This window comes from Actinophytocola sp. (genome assembly GCF_009379765.1).
Lineage (GTDB): Bacteria > Actinomycetota > Actinomycetes > Mycobacteriales > Pseudonocardiaceae > Actinophytocola.
The window spans coordinates 17,703-38,360 of the sequence record NZ_WHTD01000019.1 but is presented as its reverse complement, the minus strand read 5'-3'; the positions used below and the strand labels follow the sequence as shown (position 1 = coordinate 38,360).

The following is a 20,658-nucleotide window of genomic DNA, read 5'->3' as shown; positions in this document are numbered from 1 at the left end:
ACGGCGCGGATGGTCCGGTTGATTGTGGCTGAGTGCCGTCACGATCCCCTGAGGTCGCGTTGGTCGGCACACGACCTCACATGATGATCCCCGAGACAGGCACTGGATCAGCCCATCGAGCAGCCGCTGTCGGAGGCCTTGCGGAAGGACTCGCCGGCCGGGATCTTCTCGACCAGCTCGGTGAAGTCGAAGTCTTCCTTCACCTGGTCCTCCGCCTTCACCTTGACGAGGTAGGAGTCGTGCGTGACGGAGTGGTCCTCCGCGCGGAACTTCGCGTCGCGGGCGAAGAAGTCCTCGAACTCGTACCCGTCGAGCTCCTCGCGCACCGCGTCGGCGTCGTCGGTTCCGACCCGCTGGACCGCCTCGAGGTACTGCGTCGCGGCGGAGTAGTTGGCCGCGTGGTCGAAGGTCGGGCGGGTTCCGGTGCGCTCCTTGAACCTGTCGGCCCACTCCCGGCTCTGGTCGTCCATGTTCCAGAACCAGGCGGTGGTGAAGAGCGTGCCGGCCAGCGGCGCGACGCCGATGGACTTGATGTCCGTGTCGAACATCAGCCCGACGGCGAGGTCGACACCCTTGTCCCGCAGGCCGAACTCGTTGTACTGCTTGACGACGTTGACGAGGTCGCCGCCGGCCTGCATCGTGCCGAGCACGTCCGGCTTCGGGGAGAGGTTGGGTGCCTTCGTCATGAACGTGGCGAAGTTGTCGTTCGGGAACGGGGTGGGGTCGGCGGTGCCGACCGTGCCGCCCGCGGCTTCGATCGCCGCGGTGAAGCTCTTGTTCATGTCCTGGCCGAAGGCGTAGTCCGGGTAGATGATGTACCACTGTTTGGCGCCCTGCTCGGTCACGGTCGTCCCGGTGCCGTGCGCGAGCATGTAGGTGTCGTAGGCGTAATGGTAGGTATAGGGGTTGCACTGCTTGCCGGTCAGCTCGGTGGTGGCGGCGCCGATGTTGAAGTAGAGCTTCTTGTTCTGCCCGGCCACCGTGGCCACCGCGAGCGCGGCCGACGAGGTCGGCACGTCGAAGATCGCGTCCACACCGTCGCGGTCGTACATCTCCCGGGCGGCCGTGTTGGCGATCTCCGGCTTGTTCTGGTGGTCGGCCGAGCTCACCTCGATGTTGTCGGTGACCGCGTCGTCGGCGTGCTTCTTCTTGAAGTCGTCGACCGCCATCTGCACGGCCTCGACGGCGTTCTTCCCGGCGAGCTCGGAGTAGACGCCGGACAGGTCGGTGATGACGCCGAGCTTGATGGCGTCGCCGCTGACCTTGCCGCCGCCGCTCTGCGGACCGCCCGCACCGCACCCGGCGAGCAGGGCACCGACCGCCATGGTGGCCGTGAGCACGCCCGCTGCCTTGAGCCTGGTTGCCACGTGTGTTCCTCCTGTTGTTCTCAGATGCCCAGGTACTCGAGCAGCTCGTGCTCGCGCTGTTTGACCTCTGCGTTGTCGAGTGACTCGACCACCCGGCCCTGGGCGATCAGGTAGTGCCGGTCCGCCACGGTCGAGGCGAAGTGGACGTTCTGCTCGATCAGCAGGACCGTGACCCCGTGCGCCTTGACCGTGCGGATGATGTCGCCGATCTGCTGGACCAGCAGCGGTGCGAGGCCCTCGGTGGGCTCGTCCGCGAGCAGCAGGCGGGCACCCATCCGCAGGACCCGCGCGACCGACAGCATCTGCTGCTCGCCGCCCGAGAGGTGGGTGCCCGACTGGCGCCGCCGCTGCGCCAGCACCGGGAACGTCTCGTAGACCTTCTCCAACGACCAGGCGTCGGGCCCGGTCGTCGGCGGCAGGGTGAGGTTCTCCTCGACGGTGAGGGTCGAGTAGATGCCGCGGTCGTCGGGGACGTAGCCGAGGCCGAGCCGGCACCGCTTGTGCGACGGCATCCGGGAGATGTCCTTGCCGTCGAGCACGACGGTGCCCGTCATCGACCGGTGCAGGCCCATCAGGCAGCGCAGCAGCGTGGTCTTGCCGGCGCCGTTGCGCCCGACCAGGGTCACCACCTCGCCGGCCGCCACGTCGAGCGAGACCCCTTGCAGCACCTGGGCCTCGCCGTGCCGGGCCCGAACGTCCTGGACGTCAAGCTGTGTCCGATCATTCGCTTCGCTCATCCGCTACACGCCGTCTTTCCTCGTCGCGTGCCTGGCGCTCGTTCTCCCGGTCTCGCTCACGGACTCTCCCAGGTAGGCGGTGATGACGTGGGGGTCGCCCCGCACCTGCTCGTAGGAGCCCTCGGCGAGGATCTTGCCGAACTGCAGCACCGTGACCCGGTCCGTGAGGTCGCCGACGACCTTCATGTTGTGCTCCACCAGGACGACCGTGCGGTCCTCGCGAACCCGTTGGATCAGCTCGATCGTCCCGGTGACGTCCTCGACACCCATGCCCGCCGTCGGCTCGTCGAGCAGCAGCAGGCGCGGCGACAGGGCCAGCGCGAGGGCCAGCTCGAGCGCCCGCTTCTGGCCGTAGGCGAGGCTTCCGGCCGTCACCCCGGCCCGCCCGGCGAGCCCGACCTGTTCCAGGAGCCGCTCGGTCTCCGCGCGGTAGCGGCGCAGACGCTTGTCGGAGCGCCAGAAGCGGTAGCCCTCACCGTCGCGGCCGAGCAGCGCGAGCTCGACGTGCTGGGCGAGGGTGAGCTCCTCGAAGAGGCTGGTGATCTGGAACGAGCGGGCGACGCCACGCTGGGCGATCCGCTCGGGGCGCATGCCGGTCACGTCGTGGCCGTCGATCGAGATGGTGCCGCCCGACGGCTTGAGGAAACCGGTCAGCAGGTTGAACAGCGTGGTCTTGCCGGCCCCGTTCGGACCGACCAGGGCATGCACGGTGCCGGCCTCGACGCTGAGGTCGACGTCGTTGACGGCGCGGAAGCCGTTGAACTCCTTCGAGAGTCCGCGGGTTCGCAGCATGGGGGTCTCCCCCATCGCCGGCTGTGCCCGCTCCACTGCGGGCGGTGTGGCACTCGTCACGGCGACGACACTAGGGAGTGGTGAACCGCGGCAACATGGTCACTGGGTCCACAAGCACCACGCCGGATGTGGGCGGTCCACACATAGGCCCGCGTTCTCGTGATCATCGGCCACCCCGCACCCGGTGCAGCCGCAGCGCCAGCTGGAGCTCCAGCTCCCGCTCCGGGGACTGCCAGTTCGAGCCGATCAGCTGCGCGATCCGGTCCAGTCGCTGGGTGACGGTGTTGACGTGGACGTGCAGGGCCTCCTTGGTCCGGGTGAGGTTGCCACCGCGGGAGAAGTAGGTCTCCAGGGTGCCCACCAGCTCGGTCCCCCGCCGCTCGTCGTAGTCCAGGATCGGGCCGAGCGCCGACTCGACGAACCCGGCCACGTCCGGCTGGTCGCTCAGGACCAGGCCGACGAAGCCGACCTCGGCCGAGCTGGCCCCCTCGCCGGTCCGGCCGAGCGTGCGCAGCGCGCCCAGGCAGCGTTGCGCCTCGCGATGGGTCGGCCCGACGTCGCGGGCGCCCCGCGCCGGGCCCGCGCCGCCTACCGTCACCTCCGCGGACAGGGTCGAGCCCAGCTCGCGGACGAGGGTGCCGGCGACCGGGCCCGGCTCCTCGGTGGGCAGCAGCAGGACCAGCTCGCCGTCGAAGGTTCCGCTGAGGCCGTACCTGGTGCGGGCCAGGTGGTTCGCCGCGAACGTGGCCCGCTGGCGGTCGGCGCTGCCGATGTCGGCGACGAACACCGAGTACGGCACGTCGAGGTCGGCGCCGAGCCGCCGGGCCCGCGCCACGAGCACGGCCGGGTCGAGGTCGCGGCGGCGCAGCAGGTCGTCGAGGAGCTCGCCGCGCACCCGGCTCTCGACCTCGGCCTCGGACCGCCGGGCGAGCAGCAGCAGGGCGGTGACGACCGCGGCGCGCTCGAGGATGCGCAGATCGGGCTCCTCGAGGTCCGGCATTCCGCTGAGCACCAAGGCACCGAGGTGCTCGGTGCCCGCGGAGACCGCCGCGAGCCAGTGCCCGGACTCCCGGACGGCGCGGCCCGTCGCCCGCGACGCGGCGACCGCCCCGGCCAGCTTCTTCGCCTCGACCCGGCCGGGCTCCCCGACCCGGGCGAGCTCGCGGTCCTGCTCGTCGAGCACCAGCAGGGACCCGCCGATCACCTCGGTGGTCGCGACCGCGACGTCGGCGACCCCGCCGCCGGTCAGCACCAGCTGCGCCATCTTGTCGTGGGCGGCCGCCGCGCGTTCGACCGCCGCGCTGTGCGCCTGGAGCAGGTGGTTGGCGTTGTTCAGCTCGGTGAGCGCGACCCTGGTCTCATCCAGCAGCCGGGTCTGGTCGATCGCCACCGCGGCGTGCGCGCCGAGCGAGCCCAGCAACGCGACCGCCTCCCTGGTGAACGGGCGCTCGGTGCGGTTCGCGGCGAACAGCACGCCGATCACCCGCTGGCCGATCTGCAGCGGGACACCGAGGATCGACGCCAACCCCTCCTCGTCGACGGCCGAGTCGATCCCGCCGGTGTGCCGGAACTGGGGATCGGTCGTGTAGTTGGCGGTGACGTAGGGCATCCCGGTCTGCGCGACGAGCCCACCGAGCCCCTCGCCGAACCCGAGCCGCAGCTTCTGGAAGGCGGCTGAGGTGGAGCCGTCGGTGACCTTCATGTAGGTGTCGCCGCGCTCGGTGTCGTGCATCGTCAGGTAGGCGACATCGGTGCCGAGCAGCTGGCGGGCCCGGCGAACGATCGCATAGAGGACCGAGTCCAGGTCGGTGAGCCGCGCGAGGTCGCCCGCGGTCTCGAACAACGCGGTCAGCTGGCCTTCCCTGCGCCGGCGGCTGGCGAGCACCTCGCGGACCTGGAGGGCGAGCCGCTTGCCCTCCGCTAGCTCCGCCACGACCTCCGGCGGCGCGCCGCCCGACCGGGCCGCGAGCAACGGGCCCTCGAACTCGACCGCGGCGGCGTCCCGGGTGAGCAGCCGGAGAAAGTCGTTCCAGAACATGCCGCCGATGGTTCCCATAGCCCCTCGCCCCGGTTCTTCGGCTCGCCCGGTGATGCGTCAGCGGGCGGTCCAGCCGCCGTCCATCCGCATGGACGCCCCGGTGACGCCGGAGGTGTCGGCGCCGCAGAGGTACACCACGAGCGACGCGACCTCCGCCGGCTCGATCAGCCGCTTCACCGCCGCGGGCCCGAGCATCACCTCGTCGACGACCTGGCCCGGCTCCATGCCGAGGACCTCGGCCTGCGCGGCGATCTGGTTCTCCACGAGCGGCGTCCGCACGTAGGAAGGGTTGACACAGTTGGACGTGACGCCGTGCTCGGCCCCTTCGAGCGCGATCACCTTGGACAGCCCTTCGAGCCCGTGCTTGGCGGCCACGTAAGCGACCTTGAACGGCGAGGCGACCAGCCCGTGCACGCTGGAGATGTTGACCACCCGGCCCCAGCCCTGGGCGTACATGTGCGGCAGGGCGCCCCGCACGATCCGGAACGGGGCCTCCAGCATCACCCGCAGGATGTAGGAGAACCGCTCCGGCGGGAACTCCTCGATCGCCGCGACGTGTTGCAGCCCGGCGTTGTTGACGACGATGTCGACGTCGAGGTCGAGCCGGTCGACGGAGTCGAGATCGGAGAGGTCGACGACCACCGGTTGCGCGTCGATCTCCGCGGCCACCCGCTGGACCGCGCCGGCGTCCAGGTCCGCGGCCACCACCTTCACCCCGGCGGCGGCGAGCCGCGTGGCGCAGGCCCGGCCGATTCCGCTGGCCGCTCCGGTGACCAGCGCACGTCTTCCGGAGAGATCCCCAGCAGTCATGCTGGTGAACCTACGGCGCGGCCCAGATCAGCTCCACGTAGTGAACATCCACAATCACCGCATGTCTGATGTCGGCGTCGCACACACCCTCACGGGGTGGCCGGGCCCGCGGCGTGCGAGACGCGGGACGTGGCCCGGCCGCGGCTGACCCCGAACGACGCGCCCACGACCGCGGTCAGACCGATCACGACAAGGGCGATGCCGAACAGCCAGATCATCGTGGTCACGCTGGACACCGGGTACGCGAGCACGACGATGCCGACCAGGACGCTGACGACACCGGACGCGATCGCCCAGCGGTGACCATGGCCGGGTGACCGTTCGACGTCCGACCCTGATGCTCTGCGTGACGCTGCTGCTGCACGTGGGCTGTTCCCCCACGAACGGCGAACCGGCCCAGGAGCCCCCGGCGACGACACCGACGACCACTGCCCCGTCGGACGGGATCCGGCCGGAATGCACCGGCGTTGCGGACCGGGCCCGCACGCTCGTCACCGAGGTCGGCCGGTTGGCCACCGGAGACGCGACCGCCGACCAGGTGAGCGCGGCGGCGGGAGAGCTGTCCGACGCGTTCGACGCCGCCCGCGACGCGGTCGAGCCCGACGCGCGCGCCGGTCTGGACGAGGCCGGGCAGGCCCTCGACCGCGTGCAGACCGCGTTGACGGCGCAGCCGATCGACACCACGGGCCTGCGCGCCGCCGCACGCGACCTAGCCACCGCACTGGGCGACGCGGCCAGCATCTGCTCCCCTACAACGGGTTCACCATCCGACCCGCCGACGAACACCACGCCCCCGACATCGTGACCGAGCGGACCGAGCAAGCCACGACACGGGGCCGTGAGTGGGCCGCCGGTGTCTGGACTGACGAGCAGCGGAGCGAGCGAGGAACGAGTGAGTGAGCAGCACAGGAGGGAAGACACCGGAAACAGGCCCACTCACCAGCGAGCGAAGCGAGCCAAACCGACACCGGGTGCCGTCACTCGGTCTCGTCGGGCAGCTGGTGCACGGACACGATCTGCAGCCCGAGCTTCTCCAGGAACGCCAGGATCCCGTGCAGGTGGGCCTGGTCGGTGACCGCACCGTAGATGATCGTCTCCGGCGGGTCCGGCACGATCCGCACCTCGCTGAAGTTCCCGACCGCGTGTTGCGCGCGCTCGGAAAGCCTGCCGCTCACCCGAAACTCGTATCGCTGTTGCGGCACCGGCGCACCTCCTCCGCCGGCTTCGTGCCGGCCAGTCGCGTGGCCGGTGCGGTCAGCCGGATCGCTGGCACCGCTCGCACGGTCGTCCTCCAACTGGCCCCACCCATCACCCGCAACTGGTGAAGTCCTCGGCGGCTACCGAGTGTGTGGGGTGTGTCACCAACGACCGCTGGTCCTGTTGTGCCACGATCTCGTGCTGTACCCATGATTTCCATGAGCATCTCGGGAGCCGTGTCCGTGGATGAGGTGGTCGACACCGACCGCTACCCCCTGTCCGATCCCGACGGGCCGGCCTGGCGGGCCGTCGTCGCCCGCGCGAGGGCGGAGCTGGACGACATCGGCTGCTGTGTCCTTGCCGACTTCGTCCGGCCGTCTCTCCTGGACGCGCTCGAACGGGAGTGCGCCGAGATCGCCCCGCTGGCACACGGCCGGGTCGAGCTGGTCAACGCCTACAACATCGCCATCGACGCGCCGCTGCCGGACGGCCATCCCGGCCGCACCGTCATGGAACGCGGCAACGCCTTCGTGGCCCGCGACCACATCCCGGTGTCCTCGGTGATCCACCAGCTCTACACCAGCCCGGTGTTCCAGCGCTTCGTCGCCGACTGCTTCGCGCTGCCCGGGCTGTACGAGCTCGCCGACCCGCTGTCGGGCCTGTGCCTCAACGTGATCGCGCCGGGCAGGGCGCACCCGTGGCACTTCGACACCAACGAGTTCACCGTCAGCATGCTCACCCGGCGGGCCGACCGCGACGGCGTCTTCGAGTACTGCCCGAACATCCGCTCCGCCGGCGAGGAGAACGTCGACGACGTCGCCGCCGTGCTGGCGGGCAACGGCGAGCACCTCGTCCGCAGGCTCACCCTGCGCCCGGGCGACCTGCAGCTGTTCCGCGGCCGCCTCGCGCTGCACCGGGTCAGCACCGTGCGCGGCGGCCGGGCCCGGCACACGGCGATCTTCGCCTACAGTCAGCGGCCCGGCGTGATCGGCAGCGCCGAGCGGACCAGGCAGCTCTTCGGCCGGGTCCTGTCCGAGCATCTCGCCGCGGAAGCCGTCCGCGGCGACAGCTTGCTCGACTAGGCAAGGAGCTGACCAGTGCCCTTCGACTCGACCGGCAAGGTCTCCCTCGACCACGTCTACACCGAGCCCGATCCCCGCCCCTACTTCGCCACCCTGCGCGAGCTCGACTATCAGCTGCCGCAGCTGGCGAAGCCCTACTTCGCGAAGCTCATCGAGGAACGCCCCCAGCCGACCGTGCTGGACGTCGGCTGCTCCTACGGCGTCAACGCGGCGCTGTACCGGTGCGACGCGACCATGGACGAGCTCTACGACCACTACACCGGCGAGGAAGCCGGCCGGCTCGACCGCACCGGGCTGCTCGACCGCGACCGGGCGCTCGGGCGGTCCCGCGGTGCCCGGTTCATCGGGCTGGACTCCTCGGCGCCCGCGTTGGAGTACGCGCACGCCGCCGGTTTCATCGACGACGCGATTCCCGCGGACCTGGAGCGGGACGCCCCGACCGAGCACCAGGCCGCGCTGCTCGCCGGAGTTGACCTGGTCGTCTCGACCGGGTGCATCGGCTACATCACGGAGCGGACCATCGCCCGGATCGCCGACATGCCGGACGGTCGGCGCCCCGCGATGGCGCACTTCGTGCTGCGGATGTTCTCCTACGAGCCGATCGCGGAGAGCCTCGCCGCGCTGGGCTACCGCACCACCGGCGTCGCCGGGATGGTCAAGCAGCGCAGGTTCGCCGACCCGCGGGAGCAGGAGCAGATCCTGGACGCCCTCCGCGCGAACGGCGTGGAACCGCACGAACTGGAGACCGAGGGCTGGCTCTGCGCCCAGCTCTACTTTTCCGAGCCCGTCGAGACCCGAGGACAACCGTGAACCCCAACCCGTCCCCGCGCACCTTCGGCAACGAGGAGCACCTCCCTCGGGTGCCCGTCCCCGCTCTGGCCGACACCTGCCGGCGGTTCCTCGAATGGTCCGCGCCCTTGCTCACCGCGACGCAGCGGGCGCGGACCGAGGACGCGGTGGCGGCGTTCCTCGCGCCGCAGAGCCCCGCCCACGAGCTGCAGGCGGCCCTGGAACGCTACGACGCGCGGCCCGACGTGGGCAGCTGGCTGGACGAGTTCTGGCCCTACCGCTACCTCGGCCGCCGGGACCGGATCGCGCTCAACGCCAACTTCTTCTTCCTGTTCCACGACTCCGGCCAGGACCAGGTGGAGCGGGCCGCCACGCTCGTGGCCGCGGCGGTCGACTACAAGCTACGTCTTGACGACGAGTCGGTTCCGCCTGCCGTCCAGCGCGGCCGGCCGTTGTCCATGGTGCAGAACAAGTTCCTGTTCTCCACCACCCGGATCCCCGGCGCCGTGCAGGACACCGTCCGGGCGCCCTACAGCGAGGAGTGGCCGGGGCCCTCGACCGCCCGGCACCTCGTGGTGTTCTTCCGCGGCACCCCGTTCCGGCTGGACGTGCTCGACCCGGACGGTCGGCCCTACGACCGCGAGAGCCTCGCCGCCGCGCTCCACACGATCATGAAGACCGGCGAGGTCCTGGCCGACCCGGCCACCGCCGCCGGGCACCTCACCACGATGGCAAGGGCGGAGTGGGCCGGCGCGAGGCAGACCCTGCTCGCGGACCCCGGCAACGCGGCGGCATTCGAGGAGCTCGAGACCGCGTTGTTCGGCCTGTGCCTGGAGGACGTCTCGCCCGCGGACACCCAGCAGGCCTGCGACGGGCTGCTGCACGGCAACAGCGGCAACCGGTGGTTCGACAAGTCCTTCTCGCTGGTCGTGTTCGCCGACGGCACCGCGGGGATCAACGTGGAGCACTGCGGTCTGGACGGCACCACGATCCTCAGCTTCGTCGACATCATGCTGACCGCAGAGCTCGACACGGCGCCCGCCGGCCCGCCCGCCGCGACCGGGGTGCCCACCGCGACACGCATCGAGCTCACCCTCGACGCCACGCTGGGCCGGACCGCGCGGGAGGCCGGCGAGTCGTTCGCCGCGTACGCCGACGCCACCGCGACGCGGACGGTGTCGTTCGCGGACTTCGGGGCGAGCAGGGCGAAGCAGCTCGGCATGTCCCCGGACGCGTTCGTGCAGATGGCCTACCAGCTCGCCCACCGGCGGGCGAAGGGACTCACCGGCGCCACCTACGAGTCGATCGCCACCCGCCAGTACCGGCACGGCCGCACGGAGGCGATGCGCGTCGTCACCCCCGAGGTGCTGACCTTCGTGTCCACAATGGACGACGACAGCGCCGACCGGGCCGCCCGCTCGGCCGCCTTCCGGGCCGCGGCGGCCAAGCACGTGGCCCTGGCGAAGGAGTGCCAGGCCGGCGACGCTCCCGAGCAGCACCTCTGGGAGCTGCAGCTGATCGCCGAGCGGGCCGGCGCCACCGAGCCGATCGCGCTCTACGAGAGTCCCGGCTGGCTCGTCATGCGCGACGACTACCTGAGCACCAGCTCCGCGCCGTCGGCGAACATCCAGTACTTCGGCTTCGGCTCCACCAGCCCGCAGTGCATCGGGGTCGCCTACGTGCTGCTGCCCGACGGGCTCAACATCTACCTGAGCACCCCGCGGCACGTGGCCGACCAGATGCACCGCTTCGCCGAGGAGCTGACCACGGCCGTGGCGGAGCTCGAGGACGTGCTGGCGACCGGGTAGGGCCCGGCGGCCGGATGGTCGCCGAGCCCGTCCTGGTCGGGCCGGGTCAGGCCAAGGGCTCGACCCAGATGGTGCGGAAGCGCGGGTTCGCGCCGGCATCGCCGTGGTCCTGCAGGCGGATCGACTGCGGTGCCGCGTCCTCCGGCAGGCTGTCGCCGGTGCCGCCGTCGATCTCCACGTCGTCGTGCACGACGACGCCGTTCCAGACGACTGTCACCCGAGCGTTGGCGGTCTTGTTCCCGGCGGCGTCGAAGCGAGCCGCGCGGAACGTGACGTCGTAGGTCTGCCACGTCCCGGACGCCGTCGCCGCGTTGCTGTCCGGCGCCCGCTTCGAGTAGATCGCGCCCGCCTCGTTCGACGCGGGAGTGGTGTCACCGAACGACTCGAGCACCTGGAGCTCGTAGCGCTCCTGCAGGAAGATGCCGCTGTTGCCCCTGGCCTGCCCGGTGACCTCCGGCGGGTACTCGGGCTCGTACCACTCGACGTGCAGCCGGAAGTCGCCGAACTTCTGCCTCGTCCGGATGTCGCCGCCGAGCGACTCCATCGAGCCGTCCGCCACCGGCCAGGTCGCCGCGCCGCCGGAGCGCGCCTCCCAGGCGTGGAGGTTCGTCCCGTCGAACAGCACGATCCGCGCCCCGAGCCGACGGTGATCTTGTCGAGGTTGACGTTGCCGTCGTCGCCGCTGTCGTACCTGAACGCCACCGAGTTCGAGCCGGCGTCCAGCGCGACGGCCTCCGTGTGGGTCGCCCAGGTCTCCCAGTCACCGGTGCTCGCCAGCGGCAGCTGCCGCACCTTGGTGCCGTTGACGTACAGGCTCACCGTCTTGGTGCCGGCGACCGGGTTCGGGCCGTTGGAGTAGCGGAGCCCGACGTTGTAGGTGCCGGCGGACGGCGCGCTGACGTTGAACGTGGTGGTCGCACCCTGGGTCCAGTACCCGTCCACGAAGCCGGTGCCCGAGTAGCCGGTGTGGTCGGTGTTGACCGCGGCACCGCCGCTCAGCCCGGCCGTCTCCGCCTCGTACTCCGTGGCCTGTCCGGTGTTGCCGACCATGGAGTTGAGCGTGTACCAGGCCTCGGTGCTCCACAGCGACTCACCGGACTCCGCCGCGAACGGCCGCGGCGACCGCACGTGGACCACGCGACCCGGTTGCAGACCGGACAGCGCGAGGGTGACCTTCTTGCGGTCTGCGGACAGGGACGCGGACGTCACGGTCAGCGCCTGCTCGTCGACCTTCGGGCCGCCGTAGTCGGCGGTGGGCACGTAGCGCCACTGGCTGGCTTCGTACCTCGCCGCGAGGTCCTGCGCGGTCTCGGCCGACAGCGGCTGGGTGTACTCGAGCTCGAAGCCGCCCTGGACCGCCCGCATCGCGAGGATGTCGAAGGTGTTGGCGCCGTTGGGGGTCAGCTTCTGCAGGCCGTGGCTGAGCTTGCCCGGCTGGCCCCAGTTGCCGCCCGCGCCGATGCCGCCCGTGTAGATCGCGCCGTCGGGCCCGAGGCTCATGCGGCTCACCCCCGCCTCGAGTCCTTGCGTCATGCGGAAGACCGCGCCCTGGTACTCGCCGTTCACTTGCTCCAGGTACGCCCGCTGGATGCCGCCGTAGGTCACGTCACCGAACAGCATCTGCCCGGCGAAGACGCCCTCGCTCAGCAGGACCGGGTTGCTCGGCGAGTTGGCGATCTCGTTCTGCGGCAGCCACAGCACGGGCTGGGTCACCGGCTGGGAGTCGAACGGGCCGTCCGGGTTCATGTAGTGGTTGAAGAACCGGTCCTGCTTGATGTGCACCAGCTTCGACGACGGCAGCCAGCCGCCCTGGTTGTCGGTGACGAAGACGTCGCCGCCGGGACCCCACCCGATGCCGTGCGGGGTGCGCAGCCCACCGGCCACATAGGACACCGCGCCGGTGTTCCGGTCGACTTTGACGGTGGTGCCGCGGTCGGCGCGGGCTGCGGGTCGGTCGTGGCGCCGCCGTAGTCGATGGCCACGGACAGGTTGAGGTAGAAGAAGCCGTCCCGGTACAGGAGCCCGAACGCGAACTCGTGGAAGTTGCCGCCGAAGGGCCAGGTGGCGATCGTGCGGTAGTCGTCGGTCACGCCGTCGCCGTTGGTGTCGTTCAGCTCGACGAGCCCGTTCTTCTCCGACACGTACAGCTTGCCGTCGACGTACTTGATGCCCATCGGTTCCTTGAGACCGCTCGCGATCCGCTGCGCCAGCACCTGTGACGGGTCGGTGCTGCCGGTGACGTTGCTCAGCAGGTAGACCTCGCCGAGCTCGTTGTCCGTACCGCCCCACGTGGCGATGGCCAGCCGGCCGTCGGGCAGCCAGTCCATCGCGCTCACCTGTGGCTCGAACCCGTCGGGGCGCAGGTTGGTCAAGGTGTAGTTCGGGTGCACGCCGGTGAGCGGCAGGCCGTCGCCCGGGGTGTCGGTGACGCCCTCGCACTCCTTGCGCCCCGGCGCGGTCACCCGCACGACGCCCGCGTCCGTGCTCAGCACGGAGCTCGGCACCACGACGAAGTCCGATGCGCCCGGCGGCCGCCATTCCAGCGTGATCTGCTGGTCGACCTGGTTGTCGAAGTGGTCGATCCGCAGGGCGTGGTAGCCCTCGGTCAGCGCGACCGAGCCGTCCTTGGACGTCGGCGAGTGCAGGCCGTCGTGGTCGATCACGACGGTGCCGTCGATGCGCAGGCGAGACCCGTCGTCGCTGGTGAGCCGGAAGTCGTGGGTGCCCGCGGTCGCGACGCTGATGTTGCCGGTGACCTCGGAGACGAAGTAGTCGCCGATGCCGAAGTCCTCGGTGGTGGTCCAGTCGATCGTCGGCATCAGCTTGTCGACGTTGGGGGTCTGCCCGGGTTTCAGGGTGCAGATCTCGTTCAGGCCGACCTGCACGTCGAACACGCGCAGGGTCACGCCCGGTTCCTGGGGTGGGACGTCCGCGTGCGCCCGCGCGGGCGCGATGACGAGGCCGGCGCCGACCGTGGCCAGCACGACGAGTGCCGCCGGCAGCGCACGGCGGAACGGTTTGTCGATGGACAGGTGCATCGTTGCTCCTCGGGGCCGTTGAGGCGGCAGGGGTTCGCCTCGGCTGGACAGCCCGTGGAGCCGAACTTACGAATACTTTCGTCGACGGTCAACGAAAGTTTGTACGGTTTGAGGCAAAGTTACGTCCAATGGACGCAATAGCTCGACCGTGCCCGGTCAGATGCTGCTGGCCGCGGTCGGCGGCCTGGCCCTGCTGCGCACCGTGGTGCTGCTTCTCGCGCTCGTGCCGCGCGGACCCGGCCACTACTGGTTCGCGTTCTGGACCGAGCCCGGCGCCCGCTCGGTGTACGTCACGGTGGCGTTCGCCGCGTTCCTCGCCGTCTTCGTGACCGCCTACGCCGTGCTGCGCAACGGGTACGGCATGACCCGCGCCCGCGCGGCCGGCCGGATCCTGGTCGCGACCGGCCTGCCGCCGGCCGCGCTGGGCGGGCTCGTCGCCGTGCTCGGTCTCGAACGCGCCATGACCCTGTGGAACGACCAGCTCGCCCTGCTCCCCTGGGGCCTGTCCCGGATCCTCGGCATCACCGGGTACCTGGAGATCCCGACCAGCCGCCGGTGATCGCGGCGATCACCGGCGGCTGCCTCGTCGTGGTCGGGGTCGTGCTCGGCGCGGTGCTCAGTCGCACCGGCCTTGGCCGGGGTCGGGGAACGTGACCGAGATCCGGTGAACGTCCGACGGCCAGGCGGGCACGTTCACGACCGCCGCGGTCCGGCCGCCGCGCGGAGTCAGGGCGAGCCGCACCGTTCCCCTCGCCGGCGTGTCGGCGGGCACGTACACGTCCGCGGCGGCGAGGAACGTCAGGTTGTCGAAGGGGAACAGCTGGTTCTTCCCGAGATCGGTGCGCTGGTCGGGATCCGCGTAGCCGGTGGCCGTGCGGGCGCCGACGTCGGTGAGGAACAGCGCGTTGACCTCGCCGGTGTTGCCGCCCTGGCCGCCGGGGCTCGTCCGCGGGGCCACGCTCGGCGTGAGGACGTTCAGCGGCGGTGTGCCGTCGCGGAGCCGGTCCACCGTCAGCACGTCGCTGTCGGGCTGGTCGCCCCACATCTCGCGAGCGCGCACGAAGGTCAGGTTGACGTGCCGGGGATCGTGCTTGGTGAACGCCTCCAGCCCGGCGCCCGGCCGGCCGGTGTTCAGCCGGAGGAAGTAGTCGTCCCGGGTGAACGGCCGCTGGTAGAAGTGATGGACGGAGCCGTCCTCGCGGGTGACGGCGAACTCGTAGCTCTTCTTGCCGTGCACCCACAACGGGCCGAACGCGCCGGTCTCGTCGATCGGGTAGGTGGCCTCCGGGCGCCGCTCGCGGCGCCGGCCGGTGGTGGCGTCGACCTCCCACACCTCGAGCTCGGCGCCGGCGTAGCCGATGTTCTCCGGGAACAGCACCGCCCGGCCGGCGACCTCGACCCGGCCGGGCGGCTCGGGCAGGACGTCGGTGGTGGCCGGGCTCCGGCCGAACCAGAAGCGGTAGATGTCGCCGAACGTCTTCGCCGACGACGCCGTCTCGGTGTGGCCGAACTGCCTGTTGTAGACGTTCCGTGCGCCGCCGATGGACCCGACCGTGCCGCGGATCGGGTCCGGCGGTGACTGCCACTCACCCCACACCGCGAGCGTTGGCACGCCACCGGGTGGCGTGTCGGAGCTGCGGCCGTCGAGGTTGACGTACTTCGCGACCTCGGCGGCGTGCGCGGGGTCGGCGAGGTAGGCGTGGCTGACGGTCGTACCCCGCGAGTGCGCGGCCACCAGCACCTGGCCGGCTCCCGTGCGCGCCAGCACATCGTCGATGAAGGGTTCCAGCTCCGCGACGGCCACCGTGTTGTCCGGCACGCTCGTGTCGTACTCGTAGGCGAACAGCAGCTCCCGCGGGTACCCGTTGCTGGCGAAGCGCTGGAACTGGGTCTCGAACTGTGCGGCCGACCCGGAGTTGCCATGCACGAACACGATCGGCAGCCGGCGGTCCGGCGACGCGTGTGCGGGTGTGCCGGCGAGCAGGGTCGCGGCGAGAACGAGCACGACTCCGGCGGGCAGGCTGCGAGTTCGCACGACTCTCCCAACGTCGACGGCGGGATGAGCCGGACGGTACACATCCGCGAAGTGTTTCACCAGGGCCTGCGGCCTCACCGTCCTACTGAGACGGTCAGGCCGTGCGGCGCGTAGCTGGCGAAGTCCTCGTTGAACGACACGCGCGGCGGGGTGGTCATCCGCACGCCGTCCAGGGCGAACAGCGTCGAGAGGAAGATGTCCGACTCCTGGATGGCGATGTGCGCGCCGGGACACTTGTGCGGACAGCTTCGCCACCTTCGCCACCCCGAGACCGGCCTGGACGGTGTCGGTGCCGCGGAGCACCGCGCGGGCGCTCGCGAAGTCGCGGACGTGCCACCTGCCGTGCCCGTCGCGACGGGCACGGCACCCGGTTTCCATCGGACCGCGGTCGATCTTTCGGCTGTTGGGTCACCCCACGATCCTTGCGGTAGGACCGATCGGAGTGGACAGGCCGAACCGGTGCGCCACCCGGTCATCGGTCCTGCCACCTTTTCGTTGCGGCACAAGGAGCTCCTACCCGGTACGAGTCCGACCGTTGCGTGCGCGTGACACGGTGATTACAGTTGTGCACACCCTGTCAAATGAAACGTTTAAATCTGAGACGTCGGTCTGCTGAGTGGGAGCCCTGCCATGCCCCGGAACAGCCGCCGCGCGGTGGTCGCCGTGCTTGTCACGACCCTGGTCCTGTCCGTCTTCGCCGTACCGGGCGGGCTCGCGAGCGCCGCCGCACCGGTCGGCCTGACCGGGGCGCACTGGGTCTGGTACCCGGAGGGCGACCCGCGCGTCAGCGCGCCCGCCGCCCACCGATACTTCCGCACGACCTTCGTCGTGGCCGCCGGCGCGGTCAGCGACGCCCAGCTCGTCGTGACCGGTGACGACACGGTCGACGTCTGGCTCAACGGCAAGCCGCTCGCCGCCTCGGCCCGCGGCGACGACTCCTGGCGCCGCGCGATGTTCGTCGACCTCCGGCCTGCGATCACCGCCGGCACCAACACGATCGCGATCGCCGCGCGCAACACCGCGACGGGACCGGCCGGGGTCATCGGGCGCGTGCGTGTCGCCACCGCCGGCGGCACGACCGACCTGGTCACCGACGGCAGTTGGAAGGCCGACCGCACGGTCGGCGAGGGGTGGGAGCTACCGGGGTTCGCCGACAGCTCCTGGCCGGCCGCCACCGACCTCGGCACCTACGGGATCTCGCCGTGGAGCAGCGATGTCGCGGCACCCGACCTGGACACCGCGTCGCCGCTGCGGGTCGCGAGCGGCACCGTCGAGCACCGGGCGAACCCGCTCGGTGTCGACGCGGAACGGCCGCGGTTCGGCTGGAAGCTGGCGTCCGCCACGGCACAGCAACGCCAGGCCGCCTACCAGGTCGTGGTGTCGACCGACGCCGGCGACATCTGGGACAGCGGGCGAGTCGCGTCCGGCCAGCAGGTCGACGTGGTCTACGGCGGCCCCGCGCTGACCTCGCTCACCCGCTACTCCTGGCGCGTCCGGGTGTGGGACGGCCAGGGCCGGGCCGGCGCCTGGAGCCCGACCCACACCTTCGAGACCGGCCTGCGCGCACCGGCGTCGGAGTGGACCGCCGACTTCATCGGCCAGGCCGCGGTCGCGCCCGACCTCACCGGAGCGAGCTGGATCTGGTTCCCCGAGGGCGATCCGGCCGCCGGGGTGCCGCCGGCGACCCGGTACTTCCGGCGCACCCTCGACCTCGCCGCGGCGCCGGCCCGCGCCACGCTCGTGGTCACCGGCGACGACACCGCCGACGTGTGGGTGAATGGCACGCAGGTCAGCGCCTCGCCGCGGGTGTTCGAGTCATGGAAGAGCGCCGCCGTCGTCGACCTGACCGGCCGGCTCGTCGCCGGCACCAACACGATCGCCGTGCGGAGCGAGAACACCACCCAGTCCCCCGCCGGGCTCATCGGCAAGCTCACCGTCCAGGATGGACAGACGGTGGTCACCGACGCCGGCTGGAAGGCCGGCCAGAGCGGCCCGGCCGGCTGGGAGCGGACCGGCTTCGACGACAGCGCCTGGCCGGCCGCGCGGGCGCTGGCCACCTACGGCAGCGGGCCGTGGGCGGCCAACGTCCGGGTGGCCCAGCCGTCCCCGTTGCTGCGCAAGGGCTTCACCGTCGACAAGCCGGTCGCGAGCGCGCGGCTGCTCACCACCGCGCTCGGCCTGCACGAGACCCGGCTCAACGGCGCGCGGGTCGGCGCGGAGGTGCTCGCGCCCGGGTGGACCGACTACAACAAACGCGTGCAGTACAAGGTGTTCGACGTGACCGGGCAGATCCGCCACGGTGCCAACGCACTCGGCGCGTGGCTGGGAAACGGCTGGTACTCGGGCAGCCTCGGCATAGCCGGCAGCCAGCGGTACGGCACGCGGCCCTGGTACTCGGCGCAGCTGCGGCTCACCTTCACCGACGGCACGAGCACGACGGTGCGCACCGACAACAGCTGGAAGGTGACCAGCGGACCGATCCGCGCCGACGACCTCTACCACGGCGAGACCTACGACGCCCGGCTCGCGGTGTCCGGTTGGGACGGTCCCGGTTTCGACGACAGCGCCTGGTCCGCGCCCGTCGTGCGCACCGACGCCAAGCCGGCGCTCGTGTCCCAGGTGGACAACGGGGTGACCGTGCAGCAGGAGTTCCGGCCGACGGCGATCACCCAGCCGACGCCCGGCGTGTGGGTGTTCGACCTCGGGCAGAACCTCACCGGCTGGAACCGGCTCGCGGTGCGCGGGCCGGCTGGCACCACGGTCACCATGCGCCACGCCGAGGTGCTCAACCCCGACGGCACGGTGTACCTGGCCAACATACGGGGCGCGCAGGTCACCGACCGGTTCACCCTGGCCGGCACCGGCGGCGTGGAGACCTACGAGCCGCGGTTCACCGTGCACGGCTACCGGTACGTCGAGGTGACCGGCCTGCCCGCGGGTGTCACACCCACCGCGGACATGATCACCGGCCGGGCCGCGTGGACGAGCGGCGGACAGCCCGGCACGCTCACGACCTCCAACTCGCTGGTGAACCAGTTGCAGCACAACATCGTCTGGGGCGAGCGGTCCAACATGCTCTCCATCCCGACCGACTGCCCGCAGCGCGACGAGCGCCTCGGCTGGACCGGCGACATCGGGATCTTCGCCGGCACCGCCACGTTCAACCTGGCGACGCAGGCATTCCTCGACAAGTTCGCCGACGATCTCGTCGACGCGCAGCGGGCCGACGGCGCCTACACCGACGTCGTGCCGGCGGTGCTGGACAGCGCCGGCCGGGCCGGCTGGGGCGACGCGGGCGTGATCGTGCCGTACACGATGTGGCAGCGCTACGGCGACACCCGCGTGGTCGACGAGCACTTCGCCGCCATGGCCCGCTGGGTCGACTACCTGCGCGACACCTCGGGCAGCGACCTGATCCGCGACCAGTGGACCTACGGCGACTGGCTCAACGTCAACGACAACACCGCGCAGGACCTGATCTCCACGGCGTTCTTCGGCTGGTCGGCCCGGCTGGTCTCCCGGATGGCCGCCGCCACCGGCCGCACCGCCGAGGCCGCCTCGTACGGCCGGCTCGCCGACCAGGTGGCGGCCGCGTTCACCAACCGGTTCGCCGCGGCCGACGGCACCGTCGGGGCGAACACCCAGACGGGCTACGTGCTGGCGCTGGCGTTCGGCCTGCTGCCCTCGGATCGGCGGCAGGCCGCGGCCGACAAGCTCGCCGCGAAGGTCGCCGCGACCGGCGGGCACCTGTCGGTCGGGTTCCTCGGCGTGGAGAACCTGCTGCCGGTGCTGGCCGACCACGGCCACGTCGCCACGGCGTACCAGATCCTGCTGCAGCCGGACTTCCCCGGCTGGGGCTACATGCAGAGCAACGGCGCGACGACCATCTGGGAACGCTGGGACGGAATCCGCTCCGACGGCTCCTTCAACGACCCGGGGATGAACTCGTTCAACCACTACGGTCTCGGCTCGGTCGGCGACTTCCTCTACCGCCAGGTCGGCGGGCTCGGCCCGGCAAGCCCGGGCTACGAGAGCCTGCTCGTCGCCCCGAAACCGGGCGGCGGCCTGACCTCGGCCCGCTCCGGGTACGAGACGCCGTACGGGGCGGCGGTCAGCGAGTGGTCGGTGTCGGCGGGCACGCTCACGCTGCGGGTGACGGTCCCGACCGGCACCTCGGCCACCGTCAAGGTCCCCACCACCCAGCCGTCGACGATCACCTATCCCGCCGAGGCGGTGCCCACCGCGGCCGGGACGTTCCACCTGCCGGCCGGGTCGTACGTGTTCACCGCCGAAGGTCAGTAATGTCAATAGCGACGTAATTTAGGGTGCCCTGACCCGGTTCGCGACGGGGTTCTTCATCGCCGGCGTCTACCCGCCCGCGCTCAAGCTGATCTCCACCTGGTCCCGCCTCGGCCGGGGCGCCGCGATGGGGCTGCTGGTCGGCGCGCTGAGCGTCAGCTCCGGCGTGCCGCATCTGGTCAACGGCCTCGGTGGGCTGAACTGGCGCCTGGTCATCGTGGCGACGTCCGTGCTCACGCTGGTCGGCGGCGCGATCACCTTGGCGGCCGTCCGGGAAGGCCCGTACCCGTTCCCGAAAGGCGGTGTTCGACCCGCGCCAGATCCGGCGGATCCGGCGCGACCGCGGCACCCGCCTCGCGTCCGTCGGCTACCTGTGCCACATGTGGGAGCTCTACGCGATGTGGGCGTGGTTCCTGCCGTTCTTCTCCGCCGCGCTGGACCGGCACGGCCGCGCCGACCCGGTGCGCGCCGCGTACGTCACCTTCGCCGTGTTCGTCGCCGGCGCCGTCGCCAACTACCCGGGCGGGGTGCTCGGCGACCGCTGGGGTCGGGAGCGCACGGCCATCGGCATGATGGCGGGTCTCGGCCGAGTGTGCCGCCACGATCGGGCTGTTCCTCGCGGCGCCGCTGTGGCTGCTCGTCGCGGTCGGCCTGCTGTGGGGCTAC

Annotated in this window: 15 protein-coding genes and 1 pseudogene; 6 read left to right on the top strand and 10 right to left on the bottom strand. The window is 71.1% G+C overall.

Annotation, left to right across the window (positions count from 1 at the left end):
• Positions 1 to 107: 107 nt before the first annotated feature.
• From GEV28_RS08335 to GEV28_RS42205, 6 genes are all read right to left on the bottom strand, one after another.
• Complete coding sequence (locus GEV28_RS08335; protein WP_291410335.1) at positions 108 to 1,367, bottom strand: ABC transporter substrate-binding protein; 1,260 nt, start codon at positions 1,365 to 1,367, stop codon at positions 108 to 110.
• 20 nt (positions 1,368 to 1,387) lie between these two features.
• Positions 1,388 to 2,104, bottom strand: coding sequence for an ABC transporter ATP-binding protein (locus GEV28_RS08330; RefSeq protein WP_291410333.1), 717 nt, complete (start codon positions 2,102 to 2,104; stop codon positions 1,388 to 1,390).
• Positions 2,105 to 2,107: 3 nt separating this feature from the next.
• Complete coding sequence (locus tag GEV28_RS08325) at positions 2,108 to 2,911, bottom strand: ABC transporter ATP-binding protein (protein ID WP_367115053.1); 804 nt, start codon at positions 2,909 to 2,911, stop codon at positions 2,108 to 2,110.
• Positions 2,912 to 3,059: 148 nt separating this feature from the next.
• The gene (locus tag GEV28_RS08320; protein WP_291410330.1) at positions 3,060 to 4,952 is read right to left on the bottom strand and encodes a GAF domain-containing protein; all 1,893 of its coding nucleotides are present in this window, start codon (positions 4,950 to 4,952) and stop codon (positions 3,060 to 3,062) included.
• Positions 4,953 to 4,991: 39 nt separating this feature from the next.
• A complete protein-coding gene (locus GEV28_RS08315) occupies positions 4,992 to 5,744 on the bottom strand; it encodes a 3-hydroxybutyrate dehydrogenase (protein ID WP_291410328.1) in 753 nt (250 codons plus the stop codon).
• 89 nt (positions 5,745 to 5,833) lie between these two features.
• Entirely contained in the window at positions 5,834 to 5,971 is a 138-nt protein-coding gene (locus GEV28_RS42205; RefSeq protein ID WP_367115052.1) for a hypothetical protein, read from the bottom strand.
• 86 nt (positions 5,972 to 6,057) lie between these two features.
• On the opposite strand from GEV28_RS42205, the gene GEV28_RS08305 reads away from it, so the two are divergent.
• Complete coding sequence (locus tag GEV28_RS08305; protein ID WP_291410325.1) at positions 6,058 to 6,549, top strand: hypothetical protein; 492 nt, start codon at positions 6,058 to 6,060, stop codon at positions 6,547 to 6,549.
• Between the two features lie 172 nt (positions 6,550 to 6,721).
• Here GEV28_RS08305 and GEV28_RS08300 read toward each other — a convergent pair whose 3' ends face one another.
• Positions 6,722 to 6,946, bottom strand: coding sequence for a hypothetical protein (locus tag GEV28_RS08300; RefSeq protein WP_291410323.1), 225 nt, complete (start codon positions 6,944 to 6,946; stop codon positions 6,722 to 6,724).
• Positions 6,947 to 7,159: 213 nt separating this feature from the next.
• Here GEV28_RS08300 and GEV28_RS08295 point away from each other — a divergent pair, with 213 nt between their 5' ends.
• From GEV28_RS08295 to GEV28_RS08285, 3 genes are read left to right on the top strand one after another with little or no spacing between them, the layout of a single operon-like run.
• Positions 7,160 to 8,023, top strand: a complete 864-nt coding sequence (locus GEV28_RS08295) for an arpA protein (protein ID WP_291410322.1) — start codon at positions 7,160 to 7,162, stop codon at positions 8,021 to 8,023.
• A 15-nt stretch (positions 8,024 to 8,038) separates the two neighbouring features.
• Complete coding sequence (locus GEV28_RS08290) at positions 8,039 to 8,833, top strand: class I SAM-dependent methyltransferase (RefSeq protein WP_291410320.1); 795 nt, start codon at positions 8,039 to 8,041, stop codon at positions 8,831 to 8,833.
• Complete coding sequence (locus GEV28_RS08285; RefSeq protein ID WP_291410318.1) at positions 8,830 to 10,620, top strand: choline/carnitine O-acyltransferase; 1,791 nt, start codon at positions 8,830 to 8,832, stop codon at positions 10,618 to 10,620. The genes GEV28_RS08290 and GEV28_RS08285 overlap by 4 nt, the downstream gene beginning before the upstream one ends.
• Before the next feature lie 46 nt (positions 10,621 to 10,666).
• On the opposite strand, the pseudogene GEV28_RS08280 reads toward GEV28_RS08285, so the two are convergent.
• A pseudogene (locus GEV28_RS08280) lies at positions 10,667 to 13,658 on the bottom strand (family 16 glycoside hydrolase).
• Between the two features lie 148 nt (positions 13,659 to 13,806).
• Here GEV28_RS08280 and GEV28_RS08275 point away from each other — a divergent pair.
• Positions 13,807 to 14,217 (top strand): hypothetical protein, encoded by a 411-nt coding sequence (locus tag GEV28_RS08275; protein WP_291410316.1) that lies wholly within the window; start codon positions 13,807 to 13,809, stop codon positions 14,215 to 14,217.
• Between the two features lie 57 nt (positions 14,218 to 14,274).
• On the opposite strand, the gene GEV28_RS08270 is transcribed toward GEV28_RS08275, so the two are convergent.
• The gene (locus GEV28_RS08270) at positions 14,275 to 15,693 is read right to left on the bottom strand and encodes a hypothetical protein (protein WP_291410314.1); all 1,419 of its coding nucleotides are present in this window, start codon (positions 15,691 to 15,693) and stop codon (positions 14,275 to 14,277) included.
• Positions 15,694 to 16,323: 630 nt separating this feature from the next.
• Here GEV28_RS08270 and GEV28_RS08265 point away from each other — a divergent pair.
• Complete coding sequence (locus GEV28_RS08265; RefSeq protein WP_291410312.1) at positions 16,324 to 19,995, top strand: family 78 glycoside hydrolase catalytic domain; 3,672 nt, start codon at positions 16,324 to 16,326, stop codon at positions 19,993 to 19,995.
• Positions 19,996 to 20,061: 66 nt separating this feature from the next.
• Here GEV28_RS08265 and GEV28_RS08260 read toward each other — a convergent pair whose 3' ends face one another.
• The gene (locus GEV28_RS08260) at positions 20,062 to 20,250 is read right to left on the bottom strand and encodes a hypothetical protein (protein ID WP_291410310.1); all 189 of its coding nucleotides are present in this window, start codon (positions 20,248 to 20,250) and stop codon (positions 20,062 to 20,064) included.
• Between the last annotated feature and the right edge of the window lie 408 nt (positions 20,251 to 20,658).